The sequence below is a fragment of the Streptantibioticus silvisoli genome (assembly GCF_027947535.2).
Classification (GTDB): Bacteria; Actinomycetota; Actinomycetes; order Streptomycetales; family Streptomycetaceae; genus Streptantibioticus_C; species Streptantibioticus_C silvisoli.
The window spans coordinates 21,120-39,643 of the sequence record NZ_JAAGKO020000063.1 but is presented as its reverse complement, the minus strand read 5'-3'; the positions used below and the strand labels follow the sequence as shown (position 1 = coordinate 39,643).

At 73.8% G+C, this 18,524-nt stretch carries 15 protein-coding genes; 8 read left to right on the top strand and 7 right to left on the bottom strand.

All coding sequences use genetic code 11. The features are described from left to right. Positions 1-533: 533 nt before the first annotated feature. Complete coding sequence (locus POF43_RS29880) at positions 534-3,923, top strand: glycoside hydrolase family 3 C-terminal domain-containing protein (RefSeq protein WP_271314226.1); 3,390 nt, start codon at positions 534-536, stop codon at positions 3,921-3,923. Between the two features lie 232 nt (positions 3,924-4,155). Here POF43_RS29880 and POF43_RS29875 read toward each other — a convergent pair whose 3' ends face one another. After that, on the bottom strand, positions 4,156-4,344 hold the full coding sequence (locus tag POF43_RS29875; RefSeq protein ID WP_271323483.1) for a hypothetical protein: 189 nt from the start codon (positions 4,342-4,344) through the stop codon (positions 4,156-4,158). A gap of 70 nt (positions 4,345-4,414) precedes the next feature. Between POF43_RS29875 and POF43_RS29870 the strand changes: the two genes are divergently transcribed. After that, positions 4,415-7,783: a tetratricopeptide repeat protein gene (locus tag POF43_RS29870; protein ID WP_271323484.1), complete on the top strand. Its 3,369-nt coding sequence runs from the start codon at positions 4,415-4,417 to the stop codon at positions 7,781-7,783. A gap of 338 nt (positions 7,784-8,121) precedes the next feature. Here the strand turns inward: POF43_RS29870 and POF43_RS29865 are convergent, their stop codons facing one another. After that, positions 8,122-8,391, bottom strand: a complete 270-nt coding sequence (locus POF43_RS29865; protein WP_271314217.1) for a hypothetical protein — start codon at positions 8,389-8,391, stop codon at positions 8,122-8,124. Positions 8,392-8,394: 3 nt separating this feature from the next. Then, positions 8,395-9,270 (bottom strand): mycothiol conjugate amidase Mca, encoded by an 876-nt coding sequence (gene mca / locus POF43_RS29860; protein WP_271323485.1) that lies wholly within the window; start codon positions 9,268-9,270, stop codon positions 8,395-8,397. A 115-nt stretch (positions 9,271-9,385) separates the two neighbouring features. On the opposite strand from mca, the gene POF43_RS29855 reads away from it, so the two are divergent. After that, a complete protein-coding gene (locus POF43_RS29855) occupies positions 9,386-9,796 on the top strand; it encodes a DUF4307 domain-containing protein (RefSeq protein ID WP_271314219.1) in 411 nt (136 codons plus the stop codon). 217 nt (positions 9,797-10,013) lie between these two features. Then, positions 10,014-10,511 carry a transcription elongation factor GreA gene (gene greA / locus POF43_RS29850; RefSeq protein ID WP_271314220.1) on the top strand — a complete coding sequence of 166 codons (498 nt, stop codon included), beginning with the start codon at positions 10,014-10,016 and terminating at the stop codon, positions 10,509-10,511. A 146-nt stretch (positions 10,512-10,657) separates the two neighbouring features. Here greA and POF43_RS29845 read toward each other — a convergent pair whose 3' ends face one another. The 3 genes from POF43_RS29845 to ilvA form a co-directional block, all read right to left on the bottom strand. Further along, positions 10,658-11,509: an ABC transporter permease gene (locus POF43_RS29845; protein WP_271323486.1), complete on the bottom strand. Its 852-nt coding sequence runs from the start codon at positions 11,507-11,509 to the stop codon at positions 10,658-10,660. Then, entirely contained in the window at positions 11,506-12,534 is a 1,029-nt protein-coding gene (locus POF43_RS29840) for an ATP-binding cassette domain-containing protein (protein WP_271314222.1), read from the bottom strand. The genes POF43_RS29845 and POF43_RS29840 overlap by 4 nt, the downstream gene beginning before the upstream one ends. 268 nt (positions 12,535-12,802) lie before the next feature. Beyond that, positions 12,803-14,020 (bottom strand): threonine ammonia-lyase, encoded by a 1,218-nt coding sequence (ilvA, locus tag POF43_RS29835; protein ID WP_271314223.1) that lies wholly within the window; start codon positions 14,018-14,020, stop codon positions 12,803-12,805. A gap of 96 nt (positions 14,021-14,116) precedes the next feature. Here ilvA and POF43_RS29830 point away from each other — a divergent pair, with 96 nt between their 5' ends. From POF43_RS29830 to POF43_RS29820, 3 genes are all read left to right on the top strand, one after another. Beyond that, positions 14,117-14,632, top strand: a complete 516-nt coding sequence (locus POF43_RS29830) for a MarR family winged helix-turn-helix transcriptional regulator (protein WP_271314224.1) — start codon at positions 14,117-14,119, stop codon at positions 14,630-14,632. A 54-nt stretch (positions 14,633-14,686) separates the two neighbouring features. Next, complete coding sequence (locus tag POF43_RS29825) at positions 14,687-15,118, top strand: SigE family RNA polymerase sigma factor (RefSeq protein ID WP_271314225.1); 432 nt, start codon at positions 14,687-14,689, stop codon at positions 15,116-15,118. 248 nt (positions 15,119-15,366) lie between these two features. Further along, complete coding sequence (locus POF43_RS29820) at positions 15,367-15,576, top strand: hypothetical protein (protein ID WP_282698676.1); 210 nt, start codon at positions 15,367-15,369, stop codon at positions 15,574-15,576. Positions 15,577-15,929: 353 nt separating this feature from the next. On the opposite strand, the gene POF43_RS29815 is transcribed toward POF43_RS29820, so the two are convergent. Then, entirely contained in the window at positions 15,930-17,090 is a 1,161-nt protein-coding gene (locus POF43_RS29815; protein ID WP_271317896.1) for a cystathionine gamma-synthase, read from the bottom strand. Positions 17,091-17,433: 343 nt separating this feature from the next. Here POF43_RS29815 and msrA point away from each other — a divergent pair, with 343 nt between their 5' ends. Further along, positions 17,434-18,093, top strand: coding sequence for a peptide-methionine (S)-S-oxide reductase MsrA (gene msrA, locus POF43_RS29810; protein WP_271317895.1), 660 nt, complete (start codon positions 17,434-17,436; stop codon positions 18,091-18,093). Positions 18,094-18,524 lie beyond the last annotated feature (431 nt).

Genomic DNA, 18,524 nt, shown 5'->3' with positions numbered 1-18,524 from the left:
CGCCGCGGTCCACCGCACCCGCGGTCCCGGGTCCCGCGGTGATCGACTTCTTCGGTCCGTCGCAGACGCTTGACAGGGCCGAATCCGGGCGCCAACTTGGTGAGAGCGCTCTCACGGCTCGTTCCACCCGCCCCGGGAACACCCTCCGCGGCGGGCGGAACGACGTACGGCGCGCTGCCCTGCCGCTCCACGGCACCACGGTCCCGCCATGCCTCCGCATGCCCGGCCGGCACCGCATCACCACCGACACACCGCTGCGGACATCCGTGGATCCGGTCTGCGTCAGCACGCCCGAAAGCGTCGGGCGCACGCGTGCGAGCGGTCAATGGACGTTCTCGGACAGAATCCGGCCCCGGCCGGGCCGGTCGGCCCGCTGACCGACCGAGCGGCCCGGTGCCTGAGAAGACGATCAGGCAACTGAAGGGAAAGCAATGAGACTGCTCCCTCCCCCGCGGCCGCCGGCGCCCTCGCGCCGCAGACCGCGAACGCCCCGCCGCAGACCCACGCTACGGGCGCTGCTCGTGGTCGTGGCCATGCTGACCCTGTCGCTGGCCGGCGCGCGTACCGCGGCGCAGGCCGCCGGCAGCGCGCCGTTCGGCGGCACCGCGGCCGCCGTGCCCGGCACGGTCCAGGCCGCCAACTACGACACCGGCGGCCAGGGCGTGGCGTACAGCGTCGCCGCCACGAACGGCACCGTCACCAGCTACCGTTCCGACGCGATCGACCTCGAAAGCACCGCGGACACGCAGGACACCGGTCCGGCCGGCGGCGCCTACGACATGGGCTGGATCACTCCGGACCAGTGGTTCAAGTACACCGTCAACGTGGCCACCGCCGGCAGCTACAGCGTCGCCTTCCGGGTGTCCTCGCCGTACGGGATCACCGACGCGCTGCACATCGCCAACGCCTCCGGTACCGACCTGACCGGCGCGGTCGCCGTGCCGAACACCGGCGGCTACGAGACCTGGGCCACGGTCACCGCCAGCCTCACCCTGTCCGCCGGCCAGCAGACGCTGACCGTCGACCAGGACACCAACGGCTGGAACTTCCACTACATGGCCTTCACCCTGGGATCAGGCGGCGGCACGGGTACCGGCCCGAACGAGTACTGCGGCACGCAGGACCTCGCGCTGGACCAGCCGACCACCGCCTCCTCCACCCAGGACGCCACCGACTACCCGGCCCGCGACGCCACCGACGGCGACCCCGGTACCCGCTGGTCCAGCGCGTCCAGCGACCCGCAGTGGCTGGACACCGACCTCGGCGCCAAGCAGCAGATCTGCAGCATCAGCATCCTGTGGGAGGCCGCGTACGCCTCGGCGTTCCAGGTCCAGGTCTCCAACGACAACTCCACCTGGACCTCGGTGTACTCCACGACGACGGCCACCGGCGGGAGCGAGACGTTCCCCGTCTCCGCGACCGACCGCTACGTCCGCGTGTACGCGACGGCCCGCGGCACCCAGTTCGGCGACTCGATCTTCGAGCTGGACGTCTACGGTCTGACCACCACCGCGCCGGTCACCGGCGGCAACGGCAACGGCGGCAACGGGGTCTGCCCCTGGGTCGGCTCCACCGCGCCGGTCGCCCAGCGGGTCCAGCAGGTGCTCAACACCATGGACGACGCGGAAGCGGCCACGCTGCTGTCCGGCGACGGCAGTTCGTCCTACATCGGCCAGGTCAACGCCATCCCCAACCTGTGCATCGCGTCGCTCAACATGGAGGACGGCCCGTCCGGGGTCGGTGACGGGAACGGCGGCGTGACGGCGTTCCCCGACGGTGAGAACGCCGCCGCGACCTGGGACCCGACGCTGATCCAGCAGGAGGGCACGGCCAAGGGCGCCGAGTTCGCCGGCAAGGGCGTGAGCATCGCGCTCGGCCCGACGACCAACCTGGTGCGCGACCCGCGCTGGGGCCGGACCTACGAGACGTACGGCGAGGACCCGTTCCTGGCCGGCCAGATCACCTCCGCGGAGGTGCAGGGTCTGCAGAGCCAGGGTGTGATGGCCGACGTCAAGCACGTCGCCGCCTACGACCAGGAGCAGTACCCGAACGGCGGCGACAACGAGACGGTCAGCCAGCAGTCGCTGGAGGAGCTCTACCTCGCGCCCTTCCAGACCGCCGTCGCGCAGGCGGCGCCGGGCTCGATGATGTGCTCCTACGCCGTGGTCAACAGCGCCCCCTCCTGCGCGAACGCCGACATGCTCCAGGACGGGCTCGACGAGCAGGCGAACTACGGCGGTTTCGTCGTCTCCGACTGGGGAGCGGCCGGCAACGCCGTCTCGGACGCCGAGGGCGGCATGGACATCGCGATGCCGTTCTCCGACGCGAGCGACGTCACCGCCGCGCTGGCGGCCGGCACGCTCAGCCAGGCGACCGTCAACTCGATCGTCTCCCGCATCCTGACCCAGATGTTCGCCTTCGGCATGTTCGACAACCCGGCCAGCGGCTCGCTGTCGGCCACCGTCACCACCGCGGCGCACCAGCAGACCGCGCTGCAACTCGGCGAGGAGGGCACGGTACTGCTGAAGAACAACGGCCTGCTGCCGCTCAACCCGGCGGGGAACGAGACCGTCGCGGTGATCGGCACCGACGGCGGCGCCGGCGTCGAACTGGGCGGCGGCGGCAGCGGCGGGGTCAACAGCTCGACCACGGTCTGGCCGCTGACCGGCATCCAGAACGTGATCGGGACGAGCAAGGTCACCTACATCGCGGGCGACGACAACGGCACCGCCAACATCCCGCAGGCGGTCTCCGCGGCCAAGGCGGCCACCGACGCGATCGTCTACGTCAGCGCCCCGGAGGGCGAGGAGAGCGACCTGACCACGCTCGACCTGTCCAGCACCGACGAGACGATGATCCAGGACGTGGCCGCGGCCAACCCGAACACCATCGTGGTGATCAACAGCGGCTCGCCGGTGGTCATGCCGTGGCTGAACTCGGTCGCGGGCGTGTTCGAGAACTGGTACGGCGGCGGGGAGACCGGCGCCGCCACGGCCGCGCTGATCTTCGGCCAGGCCGACCCGTCGGGCAAGCTGCCGGTCACCTTCCCGGCCAGCCTGAGCCAGGTCCCGGCGCAGACGACCTCGCAGTGGCCGGGCACCCCGACCGGGCCGGTCTACAGCGAGGGGGTGGACATCGGCTACCGCTGGTACCAGTCCCAGAACATCACCCCGGCCTTCCCCTTCGGGTTCGGCCTGTCCTACACGAAGTTCTCCTTCTCCAACCTCAGTGTCGGCGCCTTCAACGCCAACGGCACGGCCAAGGCGACCGCGACGGTCACCAACACCGGTTCGGTGGCGGGCGCGGACGTCGCCCAGTTGTACGTCGGTGATCCGGCCGCCAGCGCGGATCCGCCGGAGCAGCTGCGGGGCTTCCAGCGCGTCACGCTGAACCCCGGGGCGAGCACGACGGTCACCTTCCCGCTGAACATCCACGACCTGGCCTCCTGGTCGGCGGCGGACAACCAGTGGGAGGCCAAGGCGGGTTCGTACTCGATCAAGGTCGGGGACGCGTCCAACAGCCTGCCGCTGACCGGGTCGACCAGCCTGGCCCAGACCCTCACCGGCCAGATCGCGGCCGGTGCCTCGGGCGCGGGCGTCTCGCTGGCCAACACCGCGGTCAGCGCGAACGTCACCGCGAACTCCGGGGTGCCGGGCGCGGAGACGGTCGGCGTGGTCAACCCCTTCGGCTACAGCAGCCCGAAGGGCAAGGCGGTCTCGTTCGCCATGCAGGCGGTGGACTCCAACACGGCCCAGAGCCTCACCTACACCGCGACCGGCCTGCCGCCCGGCACCACGATCGCGTCGAACGGCACGGTCTCCGGCACCGGCAGCACGCTCGGGACCTACACGGTGACGGTGACGGCCACGGACAGTCAGGGGGTCTCCGGGACGGCCACCTTCGTGTGGTCGGTGGTGCAGTGAGCACGGTGCTCCCCTAGCACGATGCTCTGCCGGCACGGTGCTTCACCGGCACGGCCGTGCTCGCGGAAGGCGGACGTCCCCTCGGGGGCGGCCGCCTTCCGGCGTGCGGGGGCAGGGCACGAGCAACGGCGAACGCCCCGGGGGCCGCGGTCACCGGTCGGCAGGGTTGTCGGCGTGCTGACGGCGGTAAGGGAACGTTGAGCGGCTGAGTCGGTTCGCCATGCTTCCACCCTCATACGTCGCCGGGCCGGCGGGACCCGTTCGAAGGGGGAATCGCCATGAGCGAACCAACGCCCGGACCGGACCACCCCACTTCACCGTCCAGCGCCACGCCGCCAGCCGCCTCTGCGAACAGCGCCTCACCGTCAGCCACTTCCGCGTCCAGCGCCACGCCATCGGACGCCTCACCCTCCAGCGCCACGCCATTGCACACCTCACCGTCAGCCGCCTCCGCTGCGCTCCGGGGGGTCGACCGGGGGGACGCCGAGGCGGTGTTGCGCCGGGCGGTGGACGCGGCGGTGCCGGGGGGTGCGCACGACGAGGTGCTGGCGGCGGGCCGGACGGAGTTCGACCGGGAGATCGCCCCGGCCGCGGCCGGCACCTACGCGGCCTACCTGGCGGCGGTGTCCGCCGCACCGCCCGGCACCGGCGGCGCGGCCACGCCCGTGCTGGTCGCCGGGGTCGGCGGGGTCACCGCGTTCGCCGCCGACCTGGCGCACGGCCTGGGCGCCGGCGCCTGCCTGGGCACCGGGGTCGCGGTCGCCGCGGTGGCCGGGGTGGCGGGCGGGGTGCGTAACGCGCTCCGCGGCCGGCGGGCCGCGTCCTCCGGTGTCCGACGCGCCCGCGAGGAGTGGCTGGCCGAGCTGGACCGCCGCGGGGTCCGCCCGTGGCTGGCGCGGGCCACGGCGGCCCCCGCCCGGCCGGCCGCGTCGCCCCCGGCGGGCTCCGGTGCGGTGGGCTCCGGCGCGGCGGACTCCGGTGCGGCGGACTCCGGTGCGGCGGGCTCCGGTGCGGTGGTCCCGGCGCAGGTCACCGCGGCGGTTCCGGCGGCACGGGTCGCGGCCGGGGCGCGCACGCCCGCGGTGCCGGAGCGCGCGGGCAACTCCCCCGCGCCGGGGCGGCGTTCGGACCGCAGCGCGGCGGCGCGTCAACGGGCGCTGCTGGAGCGGTCGTTCGGGCAACTCCCGGAGCCGGTCGGCCCGTTCGCCGGCCGCGCGACCCATCTGGCGGCGATCGGCCAGTGGGTGCGGCACAGCCGCGCCTCCACCCCGACCCGGCCGACGGTGGTGATGCTGCACGGCGCCACCGGTTCCGGGCGCAGCGCGCTGGCGGTGCGCGCGGCGGGGCAGTTGCGCGACCGGTTCCGCGGCGTGTGCGTGGTGACGTTGCGCGGCGGCGCGGCGGGCGAGACCGCGCTGACCACCCGGGAGGCGCTGCTGCACCTGATGCACCGGTTCGGCGCGCCGCGCGAGCAGTTGCTGTTCCGCGAGGCGCCGTCCGGCGAGAGCCACACCCGGCGGCTGGCCGAGCAGTACCAGAAGCACCTGGCCGGGGTGCCGGTCATCGTGGTCCTGGACGACGCCGCCGACCCCGAGCAGGTGCGCGCGCTGGTGCCGCTCGGGTCCGGCAGCCTGGTGCTGGTGACGTCGGCCGCGCCGGTGCCGCTCGACGGGATCAACGCCGAGGTGTACGAACTGCCCGTCGAGGCGCTGGACGCGGCCGGCGCGGAGGAGTTGCTGAGCGAACTGGCCGGCGCGGGGGCCGTCCGCGACCCGGAGGCGGCCGAACGCATACGCCGGTCGTGCGGCGGCCTGCCGCTGGCGTTGCGGACCGCGGGGTCGTCGCTGGGCAGCGCCCCGGGCAGCCGTACCCCGGCGCAGCTGGCGGACGCGCTGGCCGGGCGCGGCGAGCCGGACCCGGTGGGCCGGGCGCTGGCGCTGCGCTACGCCGACCTGCCGGAGGGGTCGCGGCGGTTGCTGCGGCTGCTGGCGCTGGCCGGCCGGGCGTCGCTGGGCGCCGGCGCGGCGGCCTCGCTGCTGGCGTCCCCGCAGGGCGGGGCACCGCAGGGGACGCCGCGGACAGCGGAGTCGCAGCAGACCGAGAAGACCCCGGAGTCGCAGCAGACCCGGGAGACGCCGGAGTCGCAGGCGCGGCGCCTGCTGGGCGAGCTGGCGGCGGCCGGGCTGGTCGAGCACGTGCGCGGCAGCCGGTACCGGCTGCACGACGCGGTGCGCGGCTTCGCCCAGGAGCGCCTGCTGGCCGAGGAGGACCCGGCCGGGCGCACCGCGGCGCGCGAACGCCTGATCCGCACCTACTCGGCACTGGCCGACTCGGTGATCCGGCTGGTGGACGGCAGGACCTCCACCCGGGCCGACGCCGTCATCCGCGGCGCGGTCGGCGCGCACGGCTTCCGCTCGCTGGACCAGGCGCTGAGCTGGCTGGACGAGGAGTCCAGCTTCATCACCGCCACGGTCCGTACCGCGGAGGGCGTGGACCCCGAGGCGGTACGGCACCTGCTGGGCGCGTTGTGCGACTACTGCCTGCTGCGCGGCGACCTGTACCGGCTGGGCGAGGTCAACGAGCTGGCGCAGGCGGTCGACCACGGGCTGCTGACCCGTTCGGTGCGCTGGCACACCGGTGTCGCGGCCCGGCACCTGGGCGAGCTGGACCGGGCGCACTCCACGCTGGCGTCGGTGGTGGACCGGTACTTCGAGGCGGCGGACCCGGTCGGCGCGGCCCGCGCACTGGGCAGCCTCGGCGTCACCCTGCACCACCAGGGCAGGCTGGGCGAGGCGGCGGCCCGGCTGCGCGAGGCGCTGGAGCTCCAGGCCGGCGGGGAACTGGGCGGCGACCGGGCCTGGACCCTGCACGCGCTGGGCGCGGTGCTGCGCGACCAGGGCCACGTCACCGAGGCGGTCGAGACGCTGCGCGAGGCGCTGGAGCTGCACGCGGAGAACGAGAGCGTGCACGGCATGGCGTGGGCGCACCTGCAACTGGGCCAGGCGTACCTGCGGCTGGGCCGGGTCGAGCGGGCGGCGGGCGAGCTGCGGCACGCGCTCGGCGAGTACGCCGCGACGCGCGACAACCGCGGCACCGCCTGGACGATGACGCAGCTGGCCCGGGCCGGTCTGCAACGCGGTGACGCGGCGGCGGCCGTCGCCGGCCTGACCGGCGCGCTGGTCCGGCACCGGGAGAACGAGGACGCCCGCGGCGAGGCGTGGACGCTGTACTACCTCGGCATGGCGCTGGAGGAGTCCGGCGACCCGGGCGAGGGCCTGCGGTCGCTGGAGCGGGCCCGGTCGATGTTCAGCCGGATGAGGGACGTCTACGGGCTGGCCTGCGCCCGGCACCACGCGGCCCGGCTGCTGCGTGACGAACGCGCCCGGCAGTCCGGCAACCTGCGCAACAGCGGCTTCGCCCGTCAGCAGTTGCAGGACGCCCGGCAGGACTTCCGGGCGGCCGGTGTCACGCACGGTGAGGCGTGGTCGTGCGTGGAGCTGGCGGTGGTCGACGCCGGCAACGGGCGGTGGTCGCAGGCGCTGGACCTGACCGACGAGGCGGAACGGCTGTTCGCCGGCCTGGGCGACCGGCGCGGGGAGGACTGGGCGCGGTTCCTGCGCTGCACGGTGCTGCCGGAGATCTCACCGGCCGGCGCGGACGCGGCCCGCGAGGAGCTGGCGGCCCTGATCGCCGACGACCCCGACGGCCGCGACCCGGCGCTCACCGGGTACACGGCGGCCTGGTCGGCGGCGCTGACGCGCGGCGTCGACCGGGACGGCGAGTGGCAGGCGTGGCGCCTGGGCATGACCCCGGGTCGCTCGGCCCGGGACCGGATGTCCCTGCGGGACGCGGTGGCGTGAGGGCGGCCGGCCTTGCGCCGGCCCACCGGAGCGGGACCCGCCGACCCACGGGGGCGGGCTCGCCGAACCGGCGGAGCGAGCGGGCGCACGGATTCGCCCGCCCGGGTCGGGGCGGGCGCGGGGTCGGCGCCGGGGCCGGGGCCGGCTCCTGCGGCGTTGCCCGCCGGGAACGGCCCCCGCGCGGCGCTGACGCCGGCGGTGGCTCCCGCGGCACGGCGGCGGTGACTCCCGCAGCACGTCGACGGCGGCTCCCGCGGCACGTCGACAGCGGCTTTCGCCGCACGCCGGCGCCGCCGGTGACCGCAGTGCCGGGTCGGGCGGGCGTTCACCCGCCCGACCTACTCGCCCGCGGGGCCGGACGGTTCGTCGGCGTCGCGGCGGGCGCCGGCCGCCGCGGTGGCCTTCGGCTCGTCGGGTTCGACCTCGAAGTTCACCTTCTTGAACTGCTTGTTCATGCTCTTCATCAGCAGCCACACCGCCGCGCCCAGCGCCGCGAAGACGACGAATCCGAGCAGGCCGGGGGTGACCTTGTTGTCATCGACGTCGGCGAGGTGGACGAGGGCCGGGTGGGCCGCGGCGGTGGCGAGGAATGCGTTCACATCAGCCATTGTCTACCCAGCGGTGCGGACACCCGCGAACAGGTCCGACTCCGGCAGCGTGGTGTCCACCCGGGACTGGGCCAGCTCGTACTCCTCGGTGGGCCAGATCTCCTTCTGGATGTCCATCGGGACGCGGAAGAAGAAGCCGTCCGGGTCGATCTGGGTGGCGTGCGCGATCAGCGCCTTGTCGCGGATCTCGAAGAACTCGGCGCACGGCACGTGGGTGGTCAGCTGCCGCTCCGGGCGGTCCGCGGTGTCCCAGCGCTTGAGCCACTCGCCGTACGGCGACTCGATGCCGCGGGCCAGCAGCCCCTCGTGCAGGGCGACGGTGCGCTCCCGGTTGAAGCCCTGGTTGTAGTAGAGCTTCTGCGGGGTCCACGGCTCGCCCGCCTGCGGGTAGCGCTCGGGGTCGCCGGCGGCGTCGAAGGCGATCATGCTGATCTTGTGGGTCATGATGTGGTCCGGGTGCGGGTAGCCGCCGTTCTCGTCGTACGTGGTGATCACGTGCGGGCGGAACTCGCGGATCAGCGCGACCAGCGCGCCGGCCGCCTCCTCGGGGTCCTTCAGGGCGAAGCAGCCCTCCGGGAGCGGCGGGAGCGGGTCGCCCTCGGGCAGGCCGGAGTCGACGAAGCCGAGCCACGCCTGCTTGACGCCGAGGATCTGCCGGGCCTCCTCCATCTCCTTGGCCCGCACCTCGTGAATGTGTTCCAGGATGTACGGGTCGCCCTGGAGCTTGGGGTTGAGCACGGAGCCGCGCTCGCCGCCGGTGCAGGTGGCCACCAGCACATCGACGCCGTCGGCCACGTACTTGGCCATCGTCGCCGCGCCCTTGCTGGATTCGTCGTCGGGGTGCGCGTGTACGGCCATCAGCCGCAGCTGCTCGGTCAAGGCAAGATCCTTAAGGGTCATGGGTGGGCTGTCGTGGCGCCCACAGCCGCCATCTATAGTGACCGACGCGGGGCCGTCAATAATCCCGTGGCCCCCGCCCCAGGAGGAAACCGTCATGACCGCCGTGCGCGAAAAGCCGCCGCAGGGCCGTTACGGGCGCTCCGCGGACGCCGCGGCGGACCGGCGGCTGCGCGGCCTGGCCTGGGTGTGCGGCGCGCTGATGCTGATCGCACTGGTGGCCGGCGGCTGGATGTACACCCGCGGTGACAGCGTCAACGCGGACGTGGTGAGTTTCAAGGTGGTCTCCGCCTCCGAGGTCCGCGCCCAGTTGCAGGTCTACAAGCAGACGGACCAGACCGTGCAGTGCACGGTGCGCTCGCTGGCGGTCGACCAGTCCGAGGTGGGGCGCAAAGCGGTCACCGTGGGTGCGCACGGCAGCACGGTCGACACCGTGGTGACCATCCGCACCACCGGGCGCGCCACGGATGCCGAACTCGTCGGCTGTTCGCCGGTCTCCACCAGCTGACCTGGGCCGATCCCGTCGCACGAGGCCGATGACGGCCCGTGGTCGCGGTTATGTCTCCCGCCTTTCGGCGGGAATTGTTACGCTCGTGGTTTCGCTCGTCCCGCTCGGCGCAAGCTGGGGGGAGGGGCGTGTTTCACATTGAGGCGCCGGCCGGGCGCGTTCCGCCCCCGTAGCGCCCGCACCACCGAACCAAGCCGAGTACCGACGAGGAGTACCCGTGACCCAGACCAGCGAGAGCGTCACCTGGCTGACCCAGGAGGCGCATGACCAGCTCAAGGCGGAGCTGGAGCACTTGTCGGGTCCCGCACGCGACGAGATCGTGGCCAAGATCGAGGAGGCCCGGCAGGAGGGCGACCTCAAGGAGAACGCCGGCTACCACGCGGCACGCGAGGACCAGGGCAAGCTCGAGCTGCGCATCCGCCAGCTGACCCAACTGCTTCAGCACGCCAAGGTCGGCGAGGCGCCCGCGGACAACGGCGTCGTCGCCCCCGGCATGGTCGTCACCATCGCCTTCGACGGCGACCCGGACGACACCATGACCTTCCTGCTCGGCTCGCGCGAGTACGTCTCCTCGGAGATCGACGTCTACTCCCCGCAGTCCCCGCTGGGGTCCGCCGTCAGCGGCAAGCGGGCCGGCAACGAGGCGACGTACGAGATGCCGAACGGCAAGAAGGCGTCGGTGAAGATCCTGGGGGCCAAGCCCTACCAGGGCTGAGTCCGGGCCCTGCCGGGGCCGACCCGGTCCCCCCGGCAAGCCGCGGGCGGCTCCTGACGGGACCGGTGCACCGGTCACCGGCGTACCGGTGACCGGGCAGGAGGCGGGGGAACGGGGAGCCGGGGACGGGGAGCGGCCGGCGGCGGTCAGGCCGTCGCCGTGCGGTACTTGCGCACCGCCAGGCCGCGGAAGACCAGGATGATCACCACCGACCACATCAGCGACGCCCACACCGGGTGCCGCATCGGCCAGGCGTGCGAGACGATGCCCTGCGGGTTGCCGTACAGCTGACGGCAGGCCTGCACGGTGGCGCTGAACGGGTTCCAGTCGGCGACGGCCCGCAGGAACGGCGGCATGCCGCTGGTGGGCACGAACGCGTTCGACACGAACGTCAGCGGGAACAGCCAGATCAGGCCGCCGGACGTGGCCGCCTCCGGGGTGCGGACCGTCAGTCCGATGAGCGCCCCGACCCAGGAGAACGCGTAGCCCAGGAACAGCAGCAGCCCGAACGCGGCGAACATCCTGGGCACGCCGTCGTGGATCCGCCAGCCGACCAGCACCGCGACCACCGCCAGCACCATGACGGTCAGCGCGGTCTGCACCAGGTCGGCGATGGTCCGGCCGGTGAGCACCGCGCCGCGGGCCATCGGCAGGGACCGGAAGCGGTCGATCAGCCCCTTGTGCATGTCGTCGGCGATGCCCGCTCCGGCGCCGGCGGTGGCGAAGGTGACGGTCTGGGCGAAGATGCCGGCCATCAGGTAGTTGCGGTAGACCAGCGGGCCGCCCGCGCCCTTCTCCCCGGGTACCGGGATGGCGCCGCCGAAGACGTAGCTGAACAGGATGACGAACATGACCGGCTGGATCACGGCGAAGACGACCACCTCGGGAATCCGCTTCATGCGGATGAGGTTGCGCTGGGCCACGACCAGCGAGTCGCGGACCGCCTGAACGGGCCGGCGGGCGCGGTGGCGGTCGACGGCCCCGGTCGCGACGCTCACCGGCCGTCCCGCTCTTCCGCGGCCGGGCCGGCGTCCCGGGCGGCTCCGGCGTCCTCGGCGGCTCCGGCGTCCTGCGCCGCGTGGCCGGTGAGCCAGAGGAAGACGTCGTCCAGGGTCGGGCGGCGCAGCCCGATGTCGTCGATCTCGATGCCGCGCGCGTCGAGCTCCCGGATGACCTCGGCCAGCAGCTTGGCGCCGCCGGAGACCGGGACGGTGATGCGGCGGGTGTGCTGCTCGACGGTGGCCCCGCCGCCGGACGCGCCACCGGCCATGAAGCCGGTCATCACCTCGGCGGCGGTACCGGTCATGGCGCGGTCGTGCACGACGACCTCGACGCGCTCACCGCCGGTGCGGGCCTTGAGTTCGTCGGAACTGCCGCGGGCGATGACCCTGCCGTGGTCGATGACGCAGATGTCGTGGGCGAGCCGGTCGGCCTCCTCCAGGTACTGCGTGGTCAGCAGCAACGTGGTGCCGGCCGCGACGAGTTCCTCGATGACCTCCCACATCTGCTGGCGGTTGCGCGGGTCCAGGCCGGTGGTCGGCTCGTCCATGAACATCACCGGCGGGCTGACCACCAGGGCCGCGGCCAGGTCCAGCCGGCGGCGCATGCCTCCGGAGTACGTCCTGGCGGGCCGGTCGGCGGCGTCGGCGAGGTGGAAGCGCTCCAGCAGTTCGCCGGCCCGGGCCTTCGCCTGCCGGCCCCGCAGCTGGTAGAGCCGGCCGACCATCCGCAGGTTCTCCCGGCCGGTCAGGTACTCGTCGACGGCGGCGAACTGGCCGGACAGGCCGATGGAGCGGCGGACCTCGTCGGGCTGCCTGACGACGTCCAGCCCGGCGACGACCGCCCGGCCGGCGTCCGGCCGGAGCAGCGTGGTCAGCACCCGGACGGCGGTGGTCTTCCCGGCGCCGTTCGGCCCCAGGAGCCCCAGGACGGTGCCCTCGGCCACGTCGAGGTCGACGCCGTCCAGCGCCCTGACGTCCCCGAAGGTCTTCACCAGCCCTTCGGCGTGGATGGCGCCTGGCATGTGGCTTCTCCCGGGGAGCTGGCGAAGGACGGACTGCCAAAGTACGACAAATACGCCCCACTGACGCGCCGACAGCCCCGGACGGCTCCGCCACGCCTGTTCCCCGGACGGCTCGCCCGTGCTCGTTCCCCCGGACCGCTCGCCCGTGCTCGGCCCTCGGCCGGCTCCCCGTGCTCGGCTCGGCGCTCGGCGCACGGTCCCCGGACGGCTCCCCCGCCCCGGCCCCGCCCGTGCCGCGCATCCGGCCGCCCGCGCGGGCCGGCGCCCGTCAGCGGATGACCGTGTAGCCCGCCTCGCCCAGCGTGCGCGCGACCAGGTCGCAGTGCTCGGGGCCCTTCGTCTCCAGGTGCAGCTTGACCTCCGCCTCGGCCAGCCCGAGCCGCGGATCGGTGCGCACGTGGCCGATGTCCAGCACGTTGGCGTCCACCTCCGACAGCACGCGCAGCAGCAGCGCCAGCGCCCCCGGGCGGTCGCTCAGCCGCAGGCGCAGCGACAGGTACCGCCCGGCGGCCGCCATGCCGTGCCGCAGGATGCTCTGCATCAGCAACGGGTCCACGTTGCCCCCCGACAGCACCGCCACCACCGGGCCCTCGAACGCCTCCGGCCGCGACAGCAGCGCCGCCACCGGTGAGGCGCCGGCCGGCTCGACGACCAGCTTGGCCCGTTCCAGACACAGCAGCAGCGCGCTGGACAGCGCGTCCTCCGAGACCGTGACCACCTCGTCGACCAGTTCCGCCACGATGCGGAACGGGATGTCGCCGGGCCGGCCGACCTTCATGCCGTCCGCCATCGTCGCCACCGACTCCAGCGCCACCGGCCGGCCGGCCGCCAGCGAGGGCGGGTAGGCGGCGGCACCGGCCGCCTGGACCCCGATGACCTTCACGTCCGGCCGCAGCCCCTTGACGGCCACCGCGACCCCGGCGGCCAGCCCGCCGCCGCCTATGCCCACCAGGATCGTGCGCACCTGCGGGCACTGCTCCAGGATCTCCAGCCCCACCGTGCCCTGCCCGGCCACCACGTCCGGGTGGTCGAACGGATGGATGAAGACGGCACCGGTGGCCAGCGCGTACTCCTGCGCCGCCCGCAACGTCTCGTCCACCACCTGGCCGTACGACCGCACCTGGGCGCCGTAGTCCCGGGTGGCGGCTATCTTCGGCAGCGGCGCGCCCTCCGGCATGAAGACGGTGGCCCGCACCCCCAGCAGCGAGGCGGCCAGCGCCACCCCCTGCGCGTGGTTGCCCGCGCTGGCGGCCACCACGCCGGCGGCGCGCTCCTCGGCGGACAGGCCGGCGATGCGCGTATACGCGCCACGCAGTTTGAAGGAACCGGTGCGCTGGAGGTTCTCGCACTTGAAGTGCACCGGCGCTCCCACCAGCGAGGACAGGTGCCGACTGCCCTCCAGGGCGGTCATCCGCGCCACCCCCGACAACGTTTTGGCGGCGTGTCGCACGGCGTCGAGAGTGACTGGAATCCGCTGGTCGTTCATGCCGCCAAGCATCGCACCACCGGGTCGGAACGTCGCTTCCGGCCCGGGTTCGCCAAGGTGAAGTCGGGGGCTGTCGCAGCCGCGTAACCTTCCGCCATGCCGACCAGCGTTGAGATGACAGAGACCGACCTCTACGAGCGTCTCCAGCACGAAGTCGCGCTGTTCGCGCGCCGTGCCGAACAGACCCGGCTCGGCGGCACCGACAAGATCCGCTCCTCGCTGGACCGGGCCGCCTACCTGCTGCTCAACCGGCTCCACCAGGAGGGCCCGATGGGCGTCAAGGCGCTCGCCGAGGGCATGGGCATCGACTCCTCCACCGTCACCCGGCAGGTCGCACCGCTGGTGGAGAGCGGCCTGGTCAAGCGCACCTCGCACCCCGAGGACGGCCGGGCCGTGGTGCTCGCGCTGTCGCCGCGCGGCCAGTCCCGGCTCGCCGAGGTCCGCGCCGCCCGCCGGGCGCTGATGGCGGAGATCACCGAGGAGTGGACCCCGGCGGAACGCGCCTCCTTCACCGGCCTGCTCGCCCGCTTCAACGCGGCCCTGTCCGAACGGCACACCTCCTCCGGCGCCGCCGAACAGCCCGGTGTGGCGCCTTGCGGTCACAACTCTTGACCGGGCCTGCGGGCGTGGCGTCACATGTCCCCAACACGACTGTGCCGGGGAGGCATGGTGAGCGGGCACCGGGAGATCCAGGAGCGCCGCCGGGCCCGGGAGTTCGAGGCGTTCACCGCGGGCGCGGGAGGCCGGCTGCTGCACGCCGCCACCCTGCTGACCGGTGACCCCGCCGAGGGCGAACGGCTGCTCGTCGCCGCGCTGGCCAGCACGTTCGCCGACTGGTTCCGGCTGCACGGTGAGGACCCCTACGTCCGCACCCGGCAGGACCTCGCCGAACGCTTCACCCGCGCCCACCGCCGCTACCGCCGGCCGCGCGGCGGCGTCCTGGACCGGCTGCCCCCGGCCGAACGCCTCGCGCTGGTCCTGCGGGTCTACGAGGGCATCGCCGAGGAGCAGTCCGCCGCGCAGCTCGGCATGCCCACCGAACGCATGCGGACGAACTACCTGCGCGCCGTGGCCCTGATGCGGAGCCGCCGACCATGACGGCGGACGGCACGGGCAGACCGGTGGGAGCGGGGGGTTCGTCTGCGGGAGGTTCGTCTGCGGGGGGTGGGGTGCGGACTTCGGGGGGCGGTGTGGCTGCCGCGGTTGCGGGAGGGGTGCCTTCGGGGGGTGCCGGCCCGGGGGCGCGGGATTCGGGGTCATACGGTCGTACCGCTTGGCGGGCCGGGTCCGGCGACCGGGGCGAACAGCCGCAGACCGGCGACCGCAAGCAGCGCGAGATCCGCAGCATGCTCGACCTGTCGCACCCGGCAGCCCCGCCGGACCTGGCGGAACGCGCCATGGCCCGCGGCCGGCGCCTCATCCGCCTGCGCCGGATACGCAACGCCGTGCTGCTGGTCCTGCTCCTGGCCGCACTGGTGGCGGCCGGCGTGACCGCCGCGGCCTACTCGCACCCGCCACGGCCCCTCCAGGTCACCCCACCGGTCAACGGGGTGTGAGCGGGCAGGCAGCGACGGGTGGGGTGGCCGGGCGGCGACAGGTGCGAGCGGCCGGGCGGCCACGGTGGGGCTGCGCGCCAGGACGGGTGGGGGCGGGGAAGCCCGCCCCCGGAACCCCACCGCAGACCGGAGCCCGGTGCGCCGACCGGACCGGACCGTAGCCCGGTGCCGACCGGAACCCACCGCAGACCGTGGAACCGCACGCGCCGGAAGCCCACCCGCCGCAGCCGACGGCAACCCGCGACCGCCCCACCCGCCGCAGCCGAAAGCCCGGGACCGCCCGGCAGCCCACGCCCGCCCCGCAGCCCGCGGCGGACCGGGGAAGCCGCCGCAGGCCAACGGTCCGGGTGGGGTCAGCCCAGCGCCTGGCTGAGGTCGGCCAGCAGGTCGTCGACGGACTCGATGCCGACCGACAGCCGCACCAGGTCCGCCGGGACCTCCAGCGCGGAACCGGCCGCGGAGGCGTGCGTCATCCGGCCGGGGTGCTCGATCAGCGACTCGACGCCGCCCAGCGACTCGCCCAGGGTGAACAGCTCGGCGCGGTTGCACACGTCGACCGCCGCCTGCTCGCCGCCGTTGACGCGGAACGACACCATGCCGCCGAAGGCCCGCATCTGCTTGGCCGCGGTCTCGTGGCCGGGGTGCTCCGCCAGTCCGGGGTACAGCACCTGGTGCACCTTCGGGTGGCTGGTGAGCATCTCCGCGATCCGGGACGCGTTCGCGCTGTGCCGGTCCATCCGCACCGCCAGCGTCTTCACACCCCGCATGACCAGCCAGGCGTCGAACGGGCCGGCGATCGCGCCCATCGCGTTCTGGTGGTAGGTCAGCTGCTCGCCCAGCTCGGTGTCCGAGGTGATCAGCGCGCCGCCCACCACGTCGGAGTGGCCGCCCATGTACTTGGTGGTCGAGTGCACGACCACGTCGGCGCCCAGCGTCAGCGGCTGCTGGAGGTAGGGGCTGGCGAAGGTGTTGTCGACGACCAGCAGCACGCCCTCGGCACGCGCGATGCCGGCCAGCGCCTCGATGTCGGTGATGCCCAGCAGCGGGTTGCTGGGGGTCTCCACCCAGATGACCTTGGTGTTCGGCCGCAGCTGCGCGCGCACCGCCGCCGGGTCGGAGGTGTCGGCCACCGACCACTGCACGCCCCAGCGCTCGACGACCTTGGAGAACAGGCGGAACGTGCCGCCGTAGGCGTCGTTCGGGATGACGACGTGGTCGCCGGGGGCCAGGACCGTGCGCAGCAGGCAGTCCTCGGCGGCGAGACCGGAGGCGAACGCCAGCCCGCGCCGGCCGCCCTCCAGCGCCGCGAGGTTCTCCTCCAGGGCGGTGCGGGTCGGGTTCGCCGACCGGCTGTACTCGTATCCGCCGCGCAGGCCGCCGACGCCGTCCTGCTTGTACGTGGACACCTGGTAGATCGGCGTGACGACGGCGCCGGTCTGCGCGTCGGCCGCCTGGCCCGCGTGGATGGCACGGGTCTCGAAGTCGTGATGCCGGTGGCTGTGCTGCTCGTTCATGAAGCGAGGGTAGACCGCCGGGCGGCGTTCCTGCTTCCCGTTGTCCACAGGCCCGCGCAAACGTGTGATCGTCGCACCGGAACGGTTCACCGGGAGCGGCCGTCCGGCGGACGGGGAGGGGCCGGGGCGGCCCTACGGGTGCCGGTGGCACGGGCTCGGGGAAGGGCGCGGCGGGGAGCAGGACGGGGGCACGGTGAGACCAGGACGGGGTGCACGGCGGGGGCAGTCCGGCGGCCGGCGGTGGCCGGAGGGGCGGTCGCCGGACGGCTCGGTGGCGGCGGTGCGGAATCCCGCGCCCGTCGGACGTGTTATGCGTAGTGACCCCGTGCCGGAGGAGATTGTGATGTTCTTCAGTCGCTTCAAGACGAAGCTCCCCACCAGCCAGGAGGCGCTGCCCGGCCGTGTCGAGCCGGCGTTCCGCCTCACCGACCGGCACACCGTCCTCGGAAACCCGCTGAGCGGCCCGTATCCGGAGGGCCTGGAGGTCGCCGACTTCGGCATGGGCTGCTTCTGGGGCGCGGAGCGGAAGTTCTGGCAGCAGGACGGTGTGTGGACCACGCTCGTCGGCTACCAGGGCGGCCACACGCCGAACCCGACGTACGAAGAGGTCTGCTCCGGCGAGACCGGCCACACCGAGGCCGTCCGCGTCGTCCACGACCCCGCGCTGATCTCGTACGACCAGCTGCTGAAGGTCTTCTGGGAGGAGCACGACCCCACGCAGGGCTTCCGCCAGGGCAACGACGCCGGCACGCAGTACCGGTCGGCGATCTACACCCACTCCCCCGCCCAGCTGGCCGCCGCCGAAGCGTCCCGCGACGCCTTCCAGCCGGCCCTCACCGCGTCCGGCCACGGCCCCATCACCACCGAGCTCCTCCCCGCCGGCCCCTTCTACGCCGCGGAGGAGTACCACCAGCAGTACCTGGACAAGAACCCCGGCGGCTACTGCGGCATCGGCGGGACGGGCGTCAGCTGCCCGATCGGGGTGGCGCGCACGCGGGGCTGAGCGGCACCGGGCGGGTCCGGTACCGGCTCCGACCGGCCGGCCGCCCGGTGACCCCGGAGTACGCCCCGGGGAGGCGGTCGGCCTCGGGGCGTCGTGCGGCCGGTGACGTCGGCGGCCTTCTCGGGGTCGTCGGCGGTCACCACGGTCGGCGCGTGCCGGGAGGGCGACGCGTACATCACTACGGGCATGGGCTGCGGCGCGTTCCGGATACGGCGGGGCGATGTCACCCGCCGTGCGCCCGCGTCGGCTTCCGTGTTACGGCGGCACTCCGCAGGTCAACGCGCCGCTGAGCGGATTCCCGCCGCTGAATCGCACGTACACGCGCCGCTGAGCGGATTCCCGCCGCTGAATCGCACGTACACGCGCCGTTGACCGGACTGCTGCCGCTGAATCGCACGTACACGCGCCGATGACCGGACTGCTGCGGCTGA

Bases quoted from the DNA above. Each gene is read 5' to 3' on its own strand.
- POF43_RS29880 (WP_271314226.1), top strand. From the start codon at position 534: ATGCTGACCCTGTCGCTGGCCGGCGCGCGTACCGCGGCGCAGGCCGCC.
- POF43_RS29865 (WP_271314217.1), bottom strand. From the start codon at position 8,391: ATGGCTGATGTGAACGCATTCCTCGCCACCGCCGCGGCCCACCCGGCC.
- POF43_RS29855 (WP_271314219.1), top strand. From the start codon at position 9,386: ATGACCGCCGTGCGCGAAAAGCCGCCGCAGGGCCGTTACGGGCGCTCC.
- POF43_RS29840 (WP_271314222.1), bottom strand. From the start codon at position 12,534: ATGCCAGGCGCCATCCACGCCGAAGGGCTGGTGAAGACCTTCGGGGAC.
- ilvA (WP_271314223.1), bottom strand. From the start codon at position 14,020: ATGAACGACCAGCGGATTCCAGTCACTCTCGACGCCGTGCGACACGCC.
- POF43_RS29830 (WP_271314224.1), top strand. From the start codon at position 14,117: ATGCCGACCAGCGTTGAGATGACAGAGACCGACCTCTACGAGCGTCTC.
- POF43_RS29825 (WP_271314225.1), top strand. From the start codon at position 14,687: ATGGTGAGCGGGCACCGGGAGATCCAGGAGCGCCGCCGGGCCCGGGAG.
- POF43_RS29820 (WP_282698676.1), top strand. From the start codon at position 15,367: ATGCTCGACCTGTCGCACCCGGCAGCCCCGCCGGACCTGGCGGAACGC.
- POF43_RS29815 (WP_271317896.1), bottom strand. From the start codon at position 17,090: ATGAACGAGCAGCACAGCCACCGGCATCACGACTTCGAGACCCGTGCC.
- msrA (WP_271317895.1), top strand. From the start codon at position 17,434: ATGTTCTTCAGTCGCTTCAAGACGAAGCTCCCCACCAGCCAGGAGGCG.